2 protein-coding genes are annotated in these 20,973 nt (G+C 36.2%); one reads left to right on the top strand and one right to left on the bottom strand.

All coding sequences use genetic code 11. The features are described from left to right. Positions 1–156: 156 nt before the first annotated feature. Positions 157–1,650: an acyl-CoA dehydrogenase family protein gene (locus tag L3049_RS19695; RefSeq protein ID WP_275111549.1), complete on the bottom strand. Its 1,494-nt coding sequence runs from the start codon at positions 1,648–1,650 to the stop codon at positions 157–159. 867 nt (positions 1,651–2,517) lie between these two features. Here L3049_RS19695 and L3049_RS19690 point away from each other — a divergent pair. Further along, positions 2,518–20,973: HYR domain-containing protein (locus L3049_RS19690; protein ID WP_275111548.1), on the top strand; the 18,456-nt coding region annotated here is incomplete at its 3' end.

Here is a 20,973-nt window from a genome sequence, read left to right as displayed (position 1 = left end):
AACGAAAGGGGGATTTTTATCTACGAATCGGCTATTAGGATAAATCCTTAGTTTTAGAATATGGATTCAATCTCGTTTTATTTGGGATGTGGTTAATAAAAAAAAGCCGTTTCAGTTATTATCTGAAACAGCTTTTATATTTATTGCTAGAATTCTTTACTTAGAGAAGTCTAACCAAGAACTTCCATCTTGGTAATCAGGAATACTGGCAATTTGTGTATTGTTGTGATAGGAGAAGATCATGTTACTGATATCTTGCTGCAGTGAAGATAAACAGTTGTCAATAAGATCTTTTCGGAAACCTTTTTCGCCTAGATCAATAACTAAACCAGCAGAAACAACACGTCCGATTGCTCTTCCCAAGTCAACTAATTTTCGTTGAGGTAATTCAGTGTTCAAAGAGAAATCAGTTTGCTTTTTGATGTATTCAGATGCTTTGCTGGTTAAATCAAAATTCTTCAGAAATTGAAATAAGTTGAATTCTTTTTTCTTCTTCATCATCTTAATTACCATTTCAGAGATTTGAGTGTAAAGCATTTCATTTGCTCCCTCAAAAATTTGGAATGGCCTACTGTCAACAATACCTCTTCCTCCAATATGACTTAGTCGATATCCTTTAGCACCAGATAATTGCACTAGAGTTTGTGCAGCTTCTTGCATTAAATCCGTAACAATAGTCTTTACACTATTTGCTTCAATTCCATCATTGGCTAAATTGTTTTCAATGCCGCTCTTTTCGCTACTTCTAGCGCAGAAGGCAGAACATATTGTAAATGCACTTTGAATTTTAGAGATTTGGAATTGAACTTGATCGTAAGAGATTAAGCTTTTGCCTCCAACCATTCTGTTTTTACATTGATCAATAGCTTCATCCATCATTCTTTTAATGAAACCAAGTCCCATTCCTGGGAACTGCATTCTACTTCGGTGCAGAATATCAAGCATCATTTTAATTCCAGTGGTTTCTGGTTCTAATTTGAATTGTTTAGGAATCTGTAAATCTAATTTGTTTTTGCCATAGGGAATCATGTACAATCCAAGATTGTCGTAATATTCTTCTACAACTACTTTCTGGTTTTCTTGGGTTACATCGCAAATAAAGAAATCGATATCTCTTCCCAATTTGCCTTCCTCATTTTTTTGACGAGATGTAATCAACCAATAATCCGCTAGCCCCGTAAGTCCTTGCCAATGTTTAGTTCCTTTAATATGGTAATGGTCATTCTTCTCTGTAAAAGAGGTTTGCATGTTTAAAGCACCACTACCATGTTCTGGTTCGGTGATCATTAAACCACCCATGTTTTGCTTTTGCAAGAAACGTTGAAAAATATCTTTTTTTACGACTTCGTTAGCATATTTAGCTACAGGTTCTAAAAATAGACCAATATTAATTCCAAAAGTAAGTGATAATGGAAGTGATTCGTAGGCTGCAGAGGCCAAAATACCTAAGCATTCTTTCACTTTTCCTCCACGTCCACCGTAACTCTCAGGAATAGCCACAGAGAATGGATTGCCCGACATAACTTCTCGCATAACCAAAGGAGGTAATCCTCTTTGGGCACTAAACTTACTAATGTCATCTCGTTCGTGAAATACAGATTTCAAGGTCTTTTCGAAAGTCTTTATGTATTCAGAAAAATTTGTACTCATGTTTTTTTGATCTAGTTATATTCAAACCACAGTAATTGCCTGCAGTATATTTTGTTTCAATTTCGGTAAACGTAGTGTGATTTTATTTTAATTAGGATTTAGACGGAATAAAAATAGTTTAAATAAATGATAATTAAGACTTGTGGGTCTTTTATTTCCGAATCATTTTAAAAGCATTGGAAAATATCTGAAAAATTGTTTTGTAATTACACGGAGTTCCTCGATTTATGGTGATTGGTAAGCAAGGTGAAATTATCGATGTGTTTGCACCAAGACCGTCAGAACCTGCTTTTGAAGATGTTATTGCGAAAGCTTTAAATTAATCCAAGATATTTTAAAGAGGAAAAATGTAAGTGAATAAAAAGAGTTAGCCTGTATAGGATAGCTCTTTTTTTGTTTGATAAATTATATTTAAAATTTTACGAGCATTGATTATTTTGAGGTTACATTTTTTTTTCAATTTTATCATCAAATGGTATAATTTTTAATGTTTTTAAAAAGCCATACAATGTATTTAGTTATGTACAGAAAGGATTCTGAACTTATGAAATGGGTTTGACTTGTTTTGTGCTTGCAATAGTCAACCTTACAGAGTCTTGTGTGATGTTGTGCTTCTGTTTAGTATGATGCTGTTTTGAGGTGTTTTATTTATTTTTTAAGTATTAAAAGTAAGCTATTCATTTATCGATTTGCTTTTGACATTTTAAAATCGTCTTTTAGTCAATAGAATTGTAACATTTGTCAACGATATGGAGTATATGATTTCTAGTGTTTGAACTTACTTCCGTAATTTATTTTTATGATAATAAAATGCAAGGACTATTTTCAAAGACTATAATTTATTCACTAATCCCCTAATTGTACCGTATGGTGGCAACTTTACTCCGAGGTTTATTCAAACCAAATTCATTCGTAAAAAACACAAGTTTATTTCTATTCTTATTTTTAAGTATTTCTTTCTTTTCTGGCTTTATTAGCGAAGCACATGCACAAGATGCCTTGATCAAAAATAAAGGACAACAAAGCATTTGTTTTGGTGAAAGCACAAGCTTAGAAGTGATTATTGGTGCCAGTGTTGGTCCCTATACGGTAATCTATTCCGATGGAACTACATCAACTCAAGTAGATGATTATGCTAGTGATGGTGACATAGAAAGTCCTACATATGGAGGAGATGCGATAAATATAAGCCCAAATGCAACAACAACTTATTCTTTGGTAAGTGTTCAAGATAAATTTGGAACCTATTTACCTGTTGATGCCGCAACAATTATCATTACAGTAAATCCATTGCCATCAGATTTACTTTTAACCAGCCCAACAGAATCTGTTTGTTCGGGTGTTAGTTTTGATATTACTGCTACGGCAACAGGTGCTGATCATATAGAACTTTGGGACAGTCCTAAAACTGCTTTAATTTCTAATTTACCATATACTGTAACTTTAACGGCCGATATGCAATATACGATTGTTGCTGTTAGTAGTGCAGGTTGTTCAATTGAACAGGTAGAATCTATAGTAATAGATAATGAAGATCCTGTAGCAATTTGCAAACCTTTCGATTTGTATTTAAATGCATCAGGAGAAGGAACATTATTAGCTTCTGATGTTGACAATAGTTCAACAGATAATTGTGGAATTACTCAGCGAACGCTAAGTAAAACAAATTTTACTTGTGCTGATCTTGGTGCACAGAATGTGACTTTAACGGTTGAAGATGCTAAGGGGAATACAAATTCATGTAATGCTACCGTAACGGTTATAGATAATATAGATCCTACAATTACAGGAACAACCGTAAGTTCTAGTTTAGATACCGATAGTGGGGAATGTGATTTTACTGTTGTAGGAGCAACATATGATCCAACTGCTTTTTCAGATAATTGTTCTGTCTCTATTTTAACTTATACAATAAATGGAGGGACTCCAGTTGGTACTGATGCAACTACAAGTCTTTCAGGTGCAACTTTAAATAAAGGAGCAAATGAAATTGTATGGACTGCTAAAGATGCTAGCAACAATACTGCAACATGGTCCTATACCATAACGATAGCTGATAACGAGGAACCTGCAATTACAAATTGTCCAGCTGATCAGAATCTAAACATATCTGCAGGCACATGTGATGCAGTTTTGCCAAACTATATTGATTTACTTAGCATTGTTGCTACTGATAATTGTAGTACTGCAGGAAATATAATTTTAACACAATCTCCAATAGCAGGTTCTGTATTGAGTGGAGGACATGGTGCTACTCAATTAATAACTATTTCTGCTGAAGATGAAAGTGGTAAGATTGGGACTTGTACATTCACAGTTAATGTTGTCGATACGCAAGATCCAACTATTGTTAACTTACCAAGTCCTATTGTAAAGGATAGTGATTCCGGTGAGTGTGGTGCTCTTGTATCATGGACAGAACCAACATCTGATGATAATTGCAGTGGTCATAGTATTGCACAAACTGCAGGATTAGCAAAAGGAACAGAATTTCCAATTGGAGTAACTACGGTAACTTATACTGCCACCGATGCGGCCGGCAGAACTTATGACGAAAGTTTTACCGTAACAGTTAATGATACTGAATTGCCAAGTATTTCATGCCCAGCTAATATTACGGCAGATGCGAGTGTTGGAAACTGTGGGGTAGTTGTAAATTATACAGCGCCAGTGGGGACAGATAATTGCCCAGGAGCAACAACCGTACAAATAGCAGGTTTGGCACCTGGTGCAGAATTTCCAGTTGGCGAAACAACAAATACATTTCGAGTTACTGATGCAGCCGGTAATACAACTGATTGTAGTTTTACAGTAACTGTTTCCGATGTGGAAAATCCTAGTATTATAGATTTACCGGAGAATATTACTGTTGATAATGATGCTGGAGATTGTGGTGCAATTGTAAGTTGGACAGAACCAACATCTTCGGATAATTGCGCAGGTGATAATATCGTACAATCAGCCGGATCTGGTAGTGGTTCGGTTTTTCCTGTTGGTATAAGTACCATAAGCTATACTGCAACTGATGCAGCGGGTAATGATGTAGTAGAAAGCTTTACCATAACGGTAAATGATAATGAAAAACCAATAATAAGCAACTGTCCTTCAGGTATTGTTAGAACTAGTGATGAAGGAGTATGTACTGCAAATGTATCATGGACTGAGCCAACTGCAACAGATAATTGTTCTTCTGTTGCTAATTTAGTTTGGGCTAAATCTCATGAGCCAGGTGATGATTTTTCAGTAGGTGAAACAACAGTAACTTATACTGCTACAGATGAAAAAGGAAATGTAAGTACTACTTGTAGTTTTACAGTTACGGTTACAGATGATCAAAAACCAATTTTAAGTGATTGCCCTTCGAATATTGTAATTAATAATACGAACGGATTGTGCACTGGTATTGCTAGTTGGACTGAGCCAACAGCCACAGACAATTGTGCTGGTACATTATCATGGAATAAATCACATTTACCAGGAGCTAGTTTTCCTTCTGGAACGACTACAGTAATTTATACAGCAGAAGATCAATCAGGAAATGTTAGTGATATTTGTTCATTTACGGTTAAAGTAGTTGATAATGAGGATCCGGTTGCTAGTTGTATTGACATTAATTTACCGCTCGATGCTTCGGGATTGGCAACATTAAATGTTGGTGATATTAACAATTCATCTTCAGATAATTGCACTGCTAGTGGTGATTTAGTCTTATCCTTAAGTCAAACTTCTTTTAACTGTTCAGATAAAGGAGAAAACATCGTTACACTTACTGTAAAAGATGCAGCGGGAAGAACAAGTACTTGTGATGCAACGGTTACTGTTGTTGATATTGTAAAACCAGTAATTTCTCCTACCTCAGGAACGGTAACTAAATCAGTAAATACAAATTCGGGAGATTGTTTTTATTCAGTGAATGGTGCTGAATTTGATCCAATTGTATCTGATAATTGTTCGGGAACAGTATTGTCATATACAGTAAGCGGAGCTTCTATTTTGAGTGGAACTGGTTCATTGGCAGGACAACAACTTAATAAAGGTGCAAATGTAATTACATGGACAGCACTTGACGCAAGTAATAATTCGGAAGCTTCGGGATTAGGATTTACGATTACCGTTTTGGATAATCAAGCTCCAATTATTTCGGCTACAACGAATAAAAATAGAGGAACAGATACTAATTGTGGTTATACTGCAAAAAGTGGTGAGTTTGATGTAAGCATTACAGATAATTGCTCGGTAAGTTCTCAAACTTATACAATTAATGGTGGTACTGCTGTTAATGCAACTAGTCTTGATGGAGTGGTATTTCAAAAAGGTACAAATTCGGTTGTTTGGACAGCAAGTGATGGTACCAATACAAGTACACGTACTTTTCAGGTTACTGTTGAAGATGATGATTTACCTGTAATCACTCAAATTAGTGATATTTTACAAAATGTGGATGCAGGAGAATGCGATGCACAGGTGAACTGGACAGAGCCGGTAGCTACAGACAATTGTCCGAGCGTTAACTTAAGTAGAATTTTAGGCCCAGCTAGCGGTTCAACTTTCCAAGTTGGAACAACACAAATTAGATATCGTGCAGTTGATGCTTCAGGATTAGTAACTTATATGACTTTTAATGTTACTGTTGCCGATCAAACACCTCCAGAATTGACTTGCCCAGTTAGCACTCTTATTGCACCTTTCGAAAGAGATGCTGATAATGCAGGTTGCTTTTATACAGTTGTAGGAACTGAATTTAATCCAGTGGCAACTGATGAATGTAATTTAATGGTTACTAATGATTTTGATGGATCTTCAACTTTGGAAGGAAAGAAAATTCCAACTGGGGAACATGAAATTATTTGGACAGCAACGGATGGAGTCAATACAACAAGTTGTTCTGTATTTGTAAAAGTTACAGATACTCAAGACCCAACATTTACACAGCCAACAGGTTTGGTTGCAGATTCTTACACTTATTCATATGAGACAGATCCAGGACAATGTTATTTCACGGTTTCTGGGACTGATTTTGATTTGAGTGAAATAGTTGATAATTGTGATTATGCAACACCCACTTATGTAATTACAAAGAATGGAGTAGAAGTATTTACTGGAAGTAATACAATTGCAAATACTCAATTCCCAAAAGATGAAATTCACGATTACTCTGTAGTTTGGACTTTATCTGATATAAATGGTAATACAGTTACCTCAGCTCCATTTACAATTTCAATTACCGATGCACAAGCACCATCTTTCGTTTGTTATGGAAATGAAGTACGAAGTATTCCGACTAATTCTTGCGAATATACAATCGTAGGTACCGAGTTCGACCCAACTGAATTAGAAGATAATTGTGATGATATTGCAGATCTTAATATTAGTTATACTCTAGATGGAGTTTCTGGTGGAGCTTCAACAAGTTTAGTTGATGAAATTCTAGCAGTTGGAGATCATGATGTTGTTTGGACGGTTGTAGATGCTAGTGGAAATACTGAAACTTGTTCATTTACGATTACTATTGAGGACAATGCATTTCCTGTAGTTTCTGCTGTTGCCGATCAAGAAAAGGATGCACCTGCTGATGTTTGTCATTACAAAGTTGTAGGAACTGATTACGATCCTTTAAGTGTAACTGATAATTGTGGAATAGCAAGTATTGTTAACAATCAAAATAATACAGCGAGTTTAAATGGTTTTGAATTTCCAGTTGGTGTAACTGTTGTGGTTTGGAAAGCAACAGATAATTCTGGTAATGTAACAATTATGCAGTATCAGTTTAAGGTGAATGATATTTCGTCTCCATCATTTAATGTACCTGCTACAGCAAGTAAATCAACGGCAAGTAACTCTTGTGTGTATACTGTTGTTGGTGCTGAATTTGATCCTACAGATATTCTTGACAATTGTACTCCTGATAATTTTGGAATAACCAACGATTGGAATAATTATAAAACTTTGGCTTACGAAGAGTTTCCTGTTGGAACAACCGATGTAGTTTGGACAGTATCAGACTATTATGGAAATTCATTGACGAAAACAATTAGCATTACTGTTACTGATGATACAGATCCAGTAATAAGTTGCCCTACAGACCCGTATACGAGAGTAGTTGATTATGGTCAAAATTACTATACGGTTGGCGCAAATGAATTCAAGCCTATTGCTTCGGATAATTGTAGCTTAACTTATACGAATAATATTACAGGTACAAGCACATTAACAGGAGAACAATTGAGTCCGGCCACTCATAATATTGTTTGGACTGCTACGGATGCTGCTGGAAATGAGACGACTTGTACAGTTGTTGTGAATGTAATTGTAGATCTTTATCCTTCAATTACTTGTGTTGGCGATCAATCAAAATCAAGCGATACTGGAGAATGCGAATATACGGCTGTCGGCACTGAATTCGATGCAACATCAACAAGTGCAGGGGCTACTCTTACACATGATTATGCGCCAGCAGCTTCTAATACTACCTTATCAAATGCTGTTTTTCCTTATGGTACTACTCTTGTTAAATGGACTGCAACTCAGACTGTAGACGGGGAAGTTTATACAAATGATTGTAGTTTTTATGTGTCCGTTTATGATAATGAATTGCCAGTTCTTACCCATGCAGGAGATTTGGTAATCCCAACTAATTCAGGTTGTTATGCTACTGGTGTTGATTTAGGAATACCAACGAGAACGGATAATTGTGGGGTTAGCGATTACTGGAATAATGCTCCTTCAAGTTATCCGATTGGTGTGACAAATGTAACTTGGAGAATAAGAGATATTCACAACAATTACAATACTGTTGTACAAACGGTAACTGTATTGGATGATGATGCTCCGACATTTAATTGTCCATCTTTATGCAGAGAAATTGATCAAGGACAAACCTATTATACGGTATTTGATCATGAATTTGATCCTAGTAATCTTCACGATTGCTCTGGTTATACCAAAACTCATAATATTCAAACTACAGATTCTGGAGCTTTACCTTATGCTCCTAATTCTACAACTCTAGCAGGAGCAAAAATACCAGAGGGAGTCAATTCCATTACCTGGACCGTGACGGATAATGCTAGTCCGACTCCTAATAGTGCAACTTGCACAAGTACGATAACTATATATAATAACGATCCGCCTTCTGTAACGTGCCGTGGAAATTCTACAAAAGTAACAGATCCTGGATTGTGTTCTTATGAAGTTCAAGGTGTTGAGTTTGATGTTACTTCAACAACTTCAGGAACAACTCTAACCTATATTCTTACAGGAGTAGGTGCCGAAGATACTGATAACAATACAGGAACATCATTAGATGGTGTTGCACTTAAGAAAGGAACAACTACGGTAAGTTGGATAGCTACTAATGGTGCCGATACTAATGAGTGTTGTACTTTTAATGTATATGTTTATGATAATGAAGATCCAGTGGTTACCTGGCCTGCTGATGTTACAGTTAATGTTGATGCGGGTTCTTGTACTGCAACAAATGTCGTTTTAGGTGTACCAACAGCTACCGATAATTGTGATGATCCTTCAGAAATTACATCTTGGAGGACACCAACAGGAACAACTTTTGATATTGGAACAACTAATGTTTATTGGACCGCTAGAGACACAAGAGGTAATCATGTATATCACACACAAAAAGTAACCGTAAATGATAATATTTCTCCAGTAATTGATTGTCCTAGCGATACCTATTATAGAGAATTTAATAATTTGTATGTAGATTATTATACTTCAGTTGGAAGTGAATTTAAGCCAGATGTAGCAGATAACTGTACTCTTGCATCTTATCAGAATGATAAAACAAATTCAAGTTCTTTAAATGGAACTCGCTTTACAATTGGTGATCATGCAGTAATTTGGACCGCAACTGATCAAGGTGGAAATACAGATAACTGTACCGTTAACATTACGATTGTTGATTCTTTCGATCCATTAATGGATTGTCCAAATACACTTTATGAATCAACAGCAAGTGATGCATGTACCTATACTCATGTTGGAGGAAGTTATGATGCAGCTATTACTAACTTATCAATTATAATAGGTCGTACCTTAGTACATAATATTCAGACAGCTGATTCAGGAGTTCAACCTTACGCTCCTAGTAATACAACTTTAGATGGAGCTGTTTTTCCTAAAGGTTCAACTACAGTAGTTTGGACTGGAACTCAAGTAATAGGAGGAAATACCTACAGCAGTACATGCAGCCATCAAGTTGTTGTTACAGATGAGGTAGCACCAGTAATTTTACCGTTACCTGCAGATTTAAATTTATTTGTAGATGCAGGTACATGTGTCAAGACAACCACATTGACAAATCCAGTAGCTACAGATAATTGTACAAACCAAGGAGATTTAGTGATAACAAATGATGCTCCTAGTCCATTTTTAATTGGAACCACTAATGTAAGATGGGAAATTTCTGATGAGGTTGGTAACAAAACAGTATATGTTCAGAAAGTAACGGTTACGGATAATGAAGGTCCTGTAATTACAAATTGTCCTTCTACAATCACACTTCAAGCTTCTGGAAGTAATTGTCAAGCTGTAGTTGACTGGCCTGCTTTAATTGCAACCGATGATTGTAGTGGAATGAAGAGTTTTGCATCAACCCATGCTCCTGGTAGTTTGTTTAATGTTGGAACTACTACGGTAACTTATACTGCTACAGATAATAATGATAATATATCAACATGTGTTTTCGATGTTGTTGTGACTGATATAGACCCAACAATTGCATGCATTGCAGATCAAGAAAGAGATGCAGATGACGGAACTTGTTCGTACTTAGTCCTAGGAAATGAATTTGACCCAGTTAGTTTTGATGATAATTGTAGTGTAAATTCTGTAGAGTGGAGCTTTACTGATGCAGTAACAGGTTTGCCAAGAACTGGTGTGAATACATTATCGGGAGTTGAAATCCCTAGAGGTTCTGGTGCCGGTGCAACTGGAGAAACAGATATCACTTGGACAGTTACAGATGCAATGGGGAATACTTCCGCATGTACATTTACGCTTACCATAAAAGATAAAGAAGCACCGATAATTGTTGTTCTTGGAAATCAGGTAAAGAGTACCGATTTAAATAAAAATTATTATACTGTTCAGGGAGACGAATTTGATGAGGTAACTGCCTTTGATAATTGTGGTATCGTGACCAAATTGGTTAATGAATTTAATATTGCTTCACTTGATGGACGTCAATTAGCTATCGGAGAAAATACCATAACTTGGTATGCCGAAGATGATAGTGGGAACAGAAGCGAAGCTCAGTTCTATGTAACGGTTGTTGATAATGAACCACCTGTATTACTTACTGCAGCTTTAAATACGAGTACTGGAAATGATGTGACGACATGTCAAGCCGTGGTAAATTACACTCCTCCTGTATTTATTGATTACGGAACCACAGATCCTGCTGTAACGGTAACCGTTAGTCCTGCAGATGCAACTTCTGGTTCTATATTCCCAGTTGGGGATACTGAAGTAACTTATATAGCTGTTGATGGAGTTGGCAATCAATTAACTCATACATTTACAGTAACGGTAAGTGATACCGAAGATCCAGTAATTTCTTGTCCATCAGGTTCTCCTTTTTCAAGAAATACCACAGCAACTAAATCGTACTACTTAACTCCAGGGACAGAATTTGATCCTACATTTTCTGATAACTGTAGTGCAAGCATAACAAATGATTTTAACAATAGTAATACCTTAAAAGAAGCACATTTCCCTGTTGGAACAACAGATGTTGTTTGGACTGCGACAGATGAGGCTGGAAATTCAGTTAATTGTTCAATTCAAATAATTGTGACGGATAATGAAAATCCTACAATTACGAATTGTCCAAGTGAAACAGTTGCTAAAAATGCTGACATTGGCGCTTGCTCATTTGAAGTGCCAGGAGCAGAATTTGATCCTTATGGATTTACAGATAATAATGGATTGCAAAAACTAACTTATCAAATAGGATCCGGTGCTGAAATAGGAACTGATCTAACGACAACTTTAGCTGGTGTGCAAATTCCAGTAGGTATTGTTGCAACACCAACTACTACGATAACTTGGAGATTATATGATACAAGTAATAACATTAGTGCTACATGTACAACTGTTTTTACCATATCAGATGTTGAGGCTCCGACTGTAACAACAGTGGCCAATCAAACGAGAACAACTGATTCTGGAGAAGCTTATTATACTGTTGTTTCAGGAGATAATTGGAATCCAGTTGTTACCGATAATTGTGATGTTGCTAAGATTACTTATAAAATTGGTTCTGATTCAGAGGTAGGAACTGATATTAATACGACAATAGTTGGAGCTCAAATTCCAGTAGGAATTACAGAAATTGTGTGGACTGCAACCGATGTTCATGGAAACACGAATACAGGTAGATACCTTGTAACTGTTAATGATGAGGAAGCTCCTTCAATTACCTGTAATAATATAACAGTACAATTAGATGCTTCTGGTAACTATTCTTTAGATACAGATGATATCAATGCTATTGGTAGTGGATCTTCTGATCCGTCCGGAATTGCTTCAATGCAAGTTTCTCCTAATAGTTTCTCATGTAATGATGTTGGTAATAATAGTGTTGTATTAACGGTTACTGATATTTTTGGTAACATTTCAACATGTAATACTGCAGTTGTATTATTAGAAGATGCAACACCACCAAATGCTATCTGTAATAACATAACGATTCAACTTGATGTACTTGGTCAAGCAAGTATTTTGTCAAGTCAATTAGATGGTGGTTCAACAGATGCATGTGGTATACAAAGTGTAAGTGCTGCTCAAACTACTTTTGATTGTTCAGATGTAGGGGCAAACACGGTAGTGGTTACGGTTACTGATATTAATGGTAATGCTTCAACTTGCGACGCAACAGTAACAGTGGAAGATAATAATGCACCATCAGCAGTGTGTAGTCCTTTAACGATTACTCTAGATGCTACTGGAAATTACACGCTTACTTCTGATAATGTTGATGCAATTTCTTTAGGTTCAACAGATAACTGTAATCTAACAAAAACAGTTACGCCAAGCGTATTTGACTGTACTAATATAGGTTCAAATGCAGTAACACTAAAAGTTACTGATCCTCAAGGAAATTTTGATGAATGTGAAACCACAATAACGGTTGTTGATAACACAAATCCTATAGCTATTTGTCAGGATATTATTGTTCAATTAGATTCTGATGGATTGGTAGCAATTACAGCAAATCAAGTGGATAATGGTTCAAATGATGCATGTGGTATCGCTAGTTTGAGTTTAGATAAAACAAGTTTTGATTGTAGCAATAAAGGTGATAATACAGTTATTTTAACGGTAATCGATAACAATGGAAATACAGCAACATGCAGTGCAACTGTTACAGTAGAAGATAATGTTAACCCAGTTGTTTCTTGTATTGGAGATCAATCAGTAAATACCGATACAGACGTTTGTACTTACACTCATACAGATGATACTTGGAATGCTACATCAACAGATGCTTGTGGGACAGTTTCAATTTTAACTTATAAGTTAACAGGAGCAACAGATGAACCACTTGCTCAAACTAATCTTAACGGACAAACATTTAATAAAGGAATAACAACAGTTGTTTGGATAGCTGTAGATGCTTCTAACAATATTTCGCAATGTTCATTTACTGTTAATGTAACCGATGTTCAAAAGCCTAATGCTATTTGTCAGGATGTAACAATTCAATTAGATGCTAGTGGAAATGCTAGCGTTACTGCAGTTCAGGTAGACAATGGTTCAAACGATGCATGTGATGCATCTCCAAACTTATCTTTAGATATAACAGATTTTACATGTTCTGATTTAGGGGACCAAACGGTAACTTTAACAGTAACAGATGAAAGTGGAAATATAGAAACTTGTACATCAACAGTAACGGTTGAAGACAATATTGCACCAGTTGCAAATTGTCAAAATATTATCGTTCAGTTAGATGCTAGTGGAAATGCCACTATCACGGGTGATGATATTGATAATTTATCTACAGATAATTGTGGTATAACAAGTAAAATAGTTGTGCCAAATTCTTTTGATTGCACAGATATAGGTTCTACCGTTCCAGTTACCTTAACGGTAACAGATGCATTTGGAAATACAGATGATTGTGTTGCTCAAGTTACTGTTCAAGATAATATTGATCCTAATGCAATTTGCAAAGACATTACTGTTCAACTTGATGCATCAGGTAATGCTACAATAGTTGCAGGTGATATTGATAATGGATCGAATGATGCCTGTGGTATTGCTAGTCGAACTCTTGATGTATCTAGTTTTACTTGTGCTAACATTGGTGCAAATACTGTTACTTTAACAGTTACCGATAACAATGCAAATGTATCTACTTGTACTTCAACTGTAACGGTTCAGGATAATGTTGATCCTGTTGCTCTGTGCCAGGATGTAACAATTCAATTGGATGCTACAGGTAATGCAAGTATTTCAACTACCGATATTGACAATGGATCTTCAGATGCTTGTGGTATTGCAAGTTTATCTCTTGATATTACAAGTTTTGATTGTGCTGATTTAGGTGCAAATACGGTTGTACTAACTGTAACTGATAATAATGGTAACACTTCAACATGTAGTGCTACTGTAACAGTTCAGGATATTATTGATCCAGTGGCAATATGTCAGGATTTGACAGTATCCTTAAATCGTCAAGGTTTAGCGGCTGTTTCTGCATCACAAATTGATAATGGTTCAAGTGATAACTGTTCTTTCTCAATCAAGATTTCGAAACTAGAAGCGTCTGGATATGGTGATTTAGTAACTTATAATTGTTCCGATCCTGCAAGTCAAACAGCTTGGTTAAAGGTGACGGATGCTGCTGGAAACACAACAACTTGCTCATCTACTCTTACAATTGTTGATGACGAAGGTCCAACTGTCGATGATCTTACGGATAGAAATGTAGTTGCCGACAACAATTTATGTTCTTACGCTCATGCGGATGACACTTGGAATCCTACTGACAATTGTGGAACAGTAACGTCAATGACTTATAGTTTATCTGGAGCTACTTCAGGAACAGGAAGTACTTTAAATGGAGTTGTATTTAATAAAGGAACAACTACAGTAACATGGACAGCTTCTGATAATCATGGAAATAATGACAGAGTGACTTCTTTTGATATAGTTGTAAGTGATGATCAAGATCCTGTATTTGATTCTTGTCCTTCAAATATTTCAAAATTAGTAAGCGAAGATGGAGATACGAGCGTTTCAATTAATGATGTTCCAGCTTCTACATATACTGATAATTGTGCCGTTACTCAGTTCGATTGGGTAATGACAGGTGCAACTACAGGAACTGGTTCAGATCTAAGTCCGGTAAGCGGAACTACGAATCCACTTAATAACAACTCATACAATATTGGTACAACTACAATAACTTATACCGTTTATGATGCTACTGGTAATACTGGAACATGTGCGTTTACAATAACCGTAAATGCAGGTAGTGGGGCAATTGTATTAAGCAAAGCAAACATTATAACAACTGAGGATTTAGATACAGATTCATTTACAGTTAAATTAAAATCAGCACCAACAGGAACAGTAGTTCTTGATGTTGTAAGTGATGATTTAGGTGAAGGATCTGTTGATAAGGCTCAATTAACTTTCAATGCTGGAAACTGGAGCGTAGCTCAAACGGTAACAGTAACTGGAGTTAATGATGATGTTGACGATGGAGATATCGATTATGACATTAACTTGACAGTAAACAAAGGGTTAACAGATGATAATTCTGGATTCGAAGATGCTGTTGGGACTCTTGTTGATGCGGTTAATCAGGATAATGATACTGCTGGAGTTACAGTAACTGTAAACGATGCGATTACTGGTGAAGATGCTAGTACTGGTTCATTTGATGTTGTTTTGAATACAGAACCAACGCAAAATGTAACAATAGATCTTTCAAGTAATGATACAACGGAAGGAAGCATATCAGGATCTACAACTTTAACTTTTACTCCTGCAGATTGGGATACAGCTCAAACGGTAACCATCAATGGAGTAGATGATGATATTGATGATGGAAACATTGATTATTCGATCATTACTGAAAATACTTCTTCAACCGATCCAAAGTATAGTAATTTGGTAGTTGATGATGTAAGTTTGAATAATGTTGATGATGATACAGCAGGCTTTGTTGTAACACCTCTCACATTATCTACAAGTGAAACTGCTACAAGTACAGCTACTTTTACAGTTGTACTAACAAGTAAACCAGCTACTGATGCAACTGATTACAATGTAATTGTTGATTTGGCAAGTGGTGATACTAGCGAAGGAACAATTGATAAGGCAAGTTTAACTTTTGATCATACAAATTGGAATATAGCACAAACAGTAACAGTAACAAGTGTTGAAGATATTCTAGTAGATGGTGATATAACTTATTCTATTAATTTAACTACTGATAGAATAAATACAACCGATCTTATTTATAAAGATCTTGCAAAAGTAGATGATCCAGATAATGTTTCTGTTACCAATACAGATAATGATGCAGCATTGCTTTCTATTAATAATGTTTCTCAAAGTGAAACGAATTCTGGAACTACCAACTTCGTATTTACGGTGACTCATTCAGGTGCCGAGGTAGTTGGTGGATATTCAGTATCATATTATTCTCAAAATGGAAGTGCTAAGGCTCCAAGTGATTATACTGGTAATGGAGGTCCTGTTGCATTTACAGGTGGAGTTTTGAATGAAACTCAAACCATAACAATTGAAGTTAATGGAGATCTGGCTCTTGAACCTGATGAGACTTTCGAACTTGTTTTGAGTTCTGTAAATGCTCTTGGTCGAAATGTTACCATCGATAATGCAAATAAGATTGGTACTGGAACAATTGAAAATGATGATACTTCAGAGTTAACAATTTCGGATCCTACTATTTCTGAAGGAGACTCAGGAGTGAAACAATTGGTGTTTGATGTTACTTTAAGTAATCCTGTTGAATTAGGTGTAACGGTTGATTATGCAACAGCAGATAATACTGCAACTATAGCAAACAGCGATTATGATGCAAAATCAGGTATGCTTACATTCGTTGGTACTTCTGGTGAAGTACAAACAATAAGTATCGATATTAATGGGGATGAAGTTATTGAATTGGATGAAAGCTTCTTAATCAACTTAAGTAATGCTTTAGTTGATGGTAATGTTGATTCTTCAATTAGCATTTCTGCAACAGAAGGCGTTGGTACAGGAACAATTACTAATGACGATGCTGCTGTAATTTCAATAGCAGGATTTACAGTGAATGAATCTGCAGGAACAGCAGACTTCACGATTACGATGAGCAAAGCTGTTCAGGATGTATTTACGATCGATTTTGCAACATCTGATAATACAGCATTAACAGGATCGGATTATACGGCTGTTACAAAAACAGGTGTTACTGCTCTTAATTTTGGAGGTGCTAATGCCTTAACACAGACTGTAACTGTGACTATTCTTAATGGCGATGTAGTTGAGCCAACAGAATATTTGTACGGAACAATTAGCAATAAGATAGATGCAAAAAATCAAGCAGTAACTTTCTTTGGTGGAGGTGCTTCTACACAGGCAATAGGAACAATTACTGATACTGATCTTGCAAGCATTAAGATCGATGATGTGAGTGTTGCAGAATCAGCAGGGACGGCAACATTTACGGTAACATTAACTGGTACTGTTCAAAATGATTTTACATTAAATTATTCAACAGCAGATGCTACGGCAGAGTCAATAAGTGATTATACTGCTATTGCAGCAACTGAATTAACATTTGGTGGCTTGAATAGTAACGTGCAGACTTTTACTGTTGATATTATTGAGAATAATATTGCGGAAGCAACAGAAACATATTCAATTAACCTTACAGATCTAAATACCTATAGCCAAACAGGAGTTGGAATTTCGGATGCTCTCGGAACAGGTACAATTACAGATAATGATATTGTAAATCTAGTTTTAAATGGATTTACCGTTACTGAAACAGATGGTTCTCAGGTTCAAAATTTCTATGTGAGTAGAGATATTGCTTCACAATCGCCAATTGGTTTGTTGTTCTCAACAACAGAAGATTCAGCGAAGAATGCAAGCGATTTTACTGCTCAAACAAACACGGCGGTTACATTGATTTCTGGTTCGACAGATAATACTAATATTCCAACAACAATATTAGGAGATATCATTGCAGAACCTCAAGAAAAATTTGATGGAACAATTTCATTGAGTGGTATAAATGGGCAGCAAGTAGTAATAACTACTGCAAGTGCAACAAGTACGATCAATGATAATGATGAAATGGAAGTTTCGTTAATTGATAAAGTAGTTGCAGAAACAAATGGAACGCAATCAGTAAATTATGTTGTTAGTACAAATATTGCAGCTGAAAAGGATGTTGTATTAGAATTTAACACTTCAGATGGAACAGCAATAACTACTTCAGATTATACTGGACAAGTAAATACTGTTGTTACAATTCCAGCAGGTAGTAAATCAGTTAATATTCCTATTAATGTTTTAGGTGATGCAATTTTAGAACCACAAGAAGTATTTAATGGAGCAATTTCTTTAACGACTGATAATAATCAACAGGTAACCATTGCAGATGCAAATGCTGTTTACACAATTAATGATAATGACGCAGCGAGCATTGCTATTGCGGATGTTAGTGTTGCAGAAAATGTAGCAGCTGGAGAAGCAGTGTTTACAGTAACTTTAACTGGAAATATTCAGGATGAGTTTTCTGTAAATTATACGACTAGTGATAATGCAAGTGCTCTAGATGGTTTTGATTATACTTTATCTTCTGGAACTTTAACTTTCCCTGCAGGTTCGGTAAGTGGAACGACTAAGTCTTTCACTGTTGCTATAACTGATGATAATTTTGTTGAACCAACAGAAACATACACGGTTACATTAAGTGGAATAACTGGTGGTTTAGCTACAATTTCAGATGGAACTGCGGTTGGAACGATTACCGATAATGAGGCGGCAAGCATTGCAATAAATGATGTTGAGGTTGCAGAAAATGTAGGTGCTGGTGGTGCTGTATTTACCGTAACATTAACTGGTAATATTCAGGATGCATTAACTGTTGATTTTACAACAAATGATGGAACAGCTCACGCACCAAGTGATTATACTACTGTTACAAATACAGTGACTTTTGCTGCTGGATCTTTGAATGGAGCAACAGAAACGATCACGATTCCAATTATTGATAACGCTATTGCAGAATCAACAGAAACATATGATGTTGATTTGAGTAATATTATTTGTACAGGAAGCTCTTCATTTACTGGAGGTGATTCACAGGGATTGGGTACAATTACTGATGATGATGAGGTGACAGCAATTAATCTTGCCGGATTTACGAATTCAGAAGCAGATGCTAATGTATCGTATAATTTTGTTGCTAGCATGGATATCATTGCTCAGTATCCTGTTGTGATTAGTTTTACAACAACAGAAGGTACGGCAATTGCCGGTAGTGACTTTACTGCTCAATCAGTAGTTGAATACACTATTCAACCTGGAAACTTAAGTGTTAATATTCCAGTGGTTGTGATTGGTGATTTAATAAATGAACCACAAGAAGCTTTCACAGGTAAGATTGCGATTGTTAATAAGAATGGTCAGCAGATTACGATAGGAACAGATACTGCTACTGGAACGATCAATGATAATGATGCAGCAATTGTATCCATCACTGGGTTCACAGTAGATGAAGCTACGGGAACAGCCGATTTCACGATTGCTTTAAATCGTTCAGTTCAAAATGCTATTTCAGTAGATTTTGAAACTGCAGATGGTACAGCAATTGCAGGATCAGATTATACGGCTGTGAGCACTACAACCCTTAATTTTGGAGCTGCAAATGCTAATAGCCAAACTGTTACTGTTACTATTGATAACGATGATGTTGTTGAACCATTAGAAACGATAATTGGTAGACTTAGCAACTTAGTAAATAACAGTCAAGATGTTTCACTAATAGGTGGTGGAGCTAGTTCAGATGCAACTGGTACAATTACAGATAATGATGTTGCTACATTGGCAATTGATGATATTAGTGTGAACGAATCAGCTGGAACTGCAACATTTACTGTTACACAAACAGGTACGGTTCAGAATGCGTATACTGTAGATTTTGCTACGGCGAATTCAACAGCAGTTGAGCCTTCTGACTATACAGCTATATCAACAACTACATTTACTTTTGGTGATGCAAATAGCACTGCTCAAACGATCGTAGTTGATATAATTGAAAATGCAATTGCAGAACCAGAAGAAGAGTATAATATCAACTTAATGAACCTAATTGTTAATGGACAATCAGGAGTTTCTATTTCTAAATCTCAAGGTTTAGGTACGATTACTGATAATGATGCTTACACAATAAGTATTGCAAATATCACTGTTAGTGAAACTGATTCTGATGATGCTCACAACTTTGTAGCTACCATGAATGGAACGGCTCAAGAAGATGTTGTGATCAGCTTTACCACTGCTAATTCAAGTGCTGATGGAACAGACTTTACAGCACAGACAAGTCAGCTTTATACCATTTTAGCGGGAGCAACAAGTGTGAACATTCCAGTAACGGTATTGGGAGATGATATCGCAGAAGCTCAGGAAATCTTTACTGCTGCAATTACCATTAGTGATGCCAATGCACAGCAGGTAGCAATTGGAACTGGCGGTGCAACAGCAACCATTAATGATGATGATGCACACACAATAAGTATTGCGGATATCGTAGTTAGTGAAACTGACGCAGATGCTTCTCACAACTTTGTAGCTACCATGAATGGAACGGCTCAAGAAGATGTTGTGATCAGCTTTACCACTGCTAATTCAAGTGCTGATGGAACAGATTTTACAGCTCAGACGAATCAACTTTATACAATTACTGCAGGTTCCACAAGTGTGAACATTCCTATTGTGATAATTGGGGATCAGACTGTGGAATCAACAGAGAATTTCACAGTGGCTATTGCGATTAGCAATGAAAATTCACAACAAATAACAATATTTGATGGTAATGCAACAGGAGTAATTAATGATGACGATAGTTCAGAGGTAAGCATAGCAGCTACGACTCAGGCAAGTGAGCCGGGAACTGATGGTCTGTTTACGTTGACCTTAACTAATGCAGTAAGTGTAGATACAGAAATCACATTTGCAGTAAGCGGTTTAGCAACAGAGGGAACCGATTATGCGGCACTTGGAACAACAGTTACGATTCCAGCTAACAGCACATCGATCACACTTCCT

Origin of the sequence: Labilibaculum sp. DW002 (assembly GCF_029029525.1) — a bacterium.
In the GTDB taxonomy this organism is placed as follows: Bacteria; Bacteroidota; Bacteroidia; order Bacteroidales; family Marinifilaceae; genus Paralabilibaculum; species Paralabilibaculum antarcticum.
This window is presented reverse-complemented; position numbering and strand designations above follow the sequence as displayed.

Coding starts and splice junctions, on each gene's coding strand:
- L3049_RS19695 (WP_275111549.1), bottom strand. CDS start 1,650: ATGAGTACAAATTTTTCTGAATACATAAAGACTTTCGAAAAGACCTTG.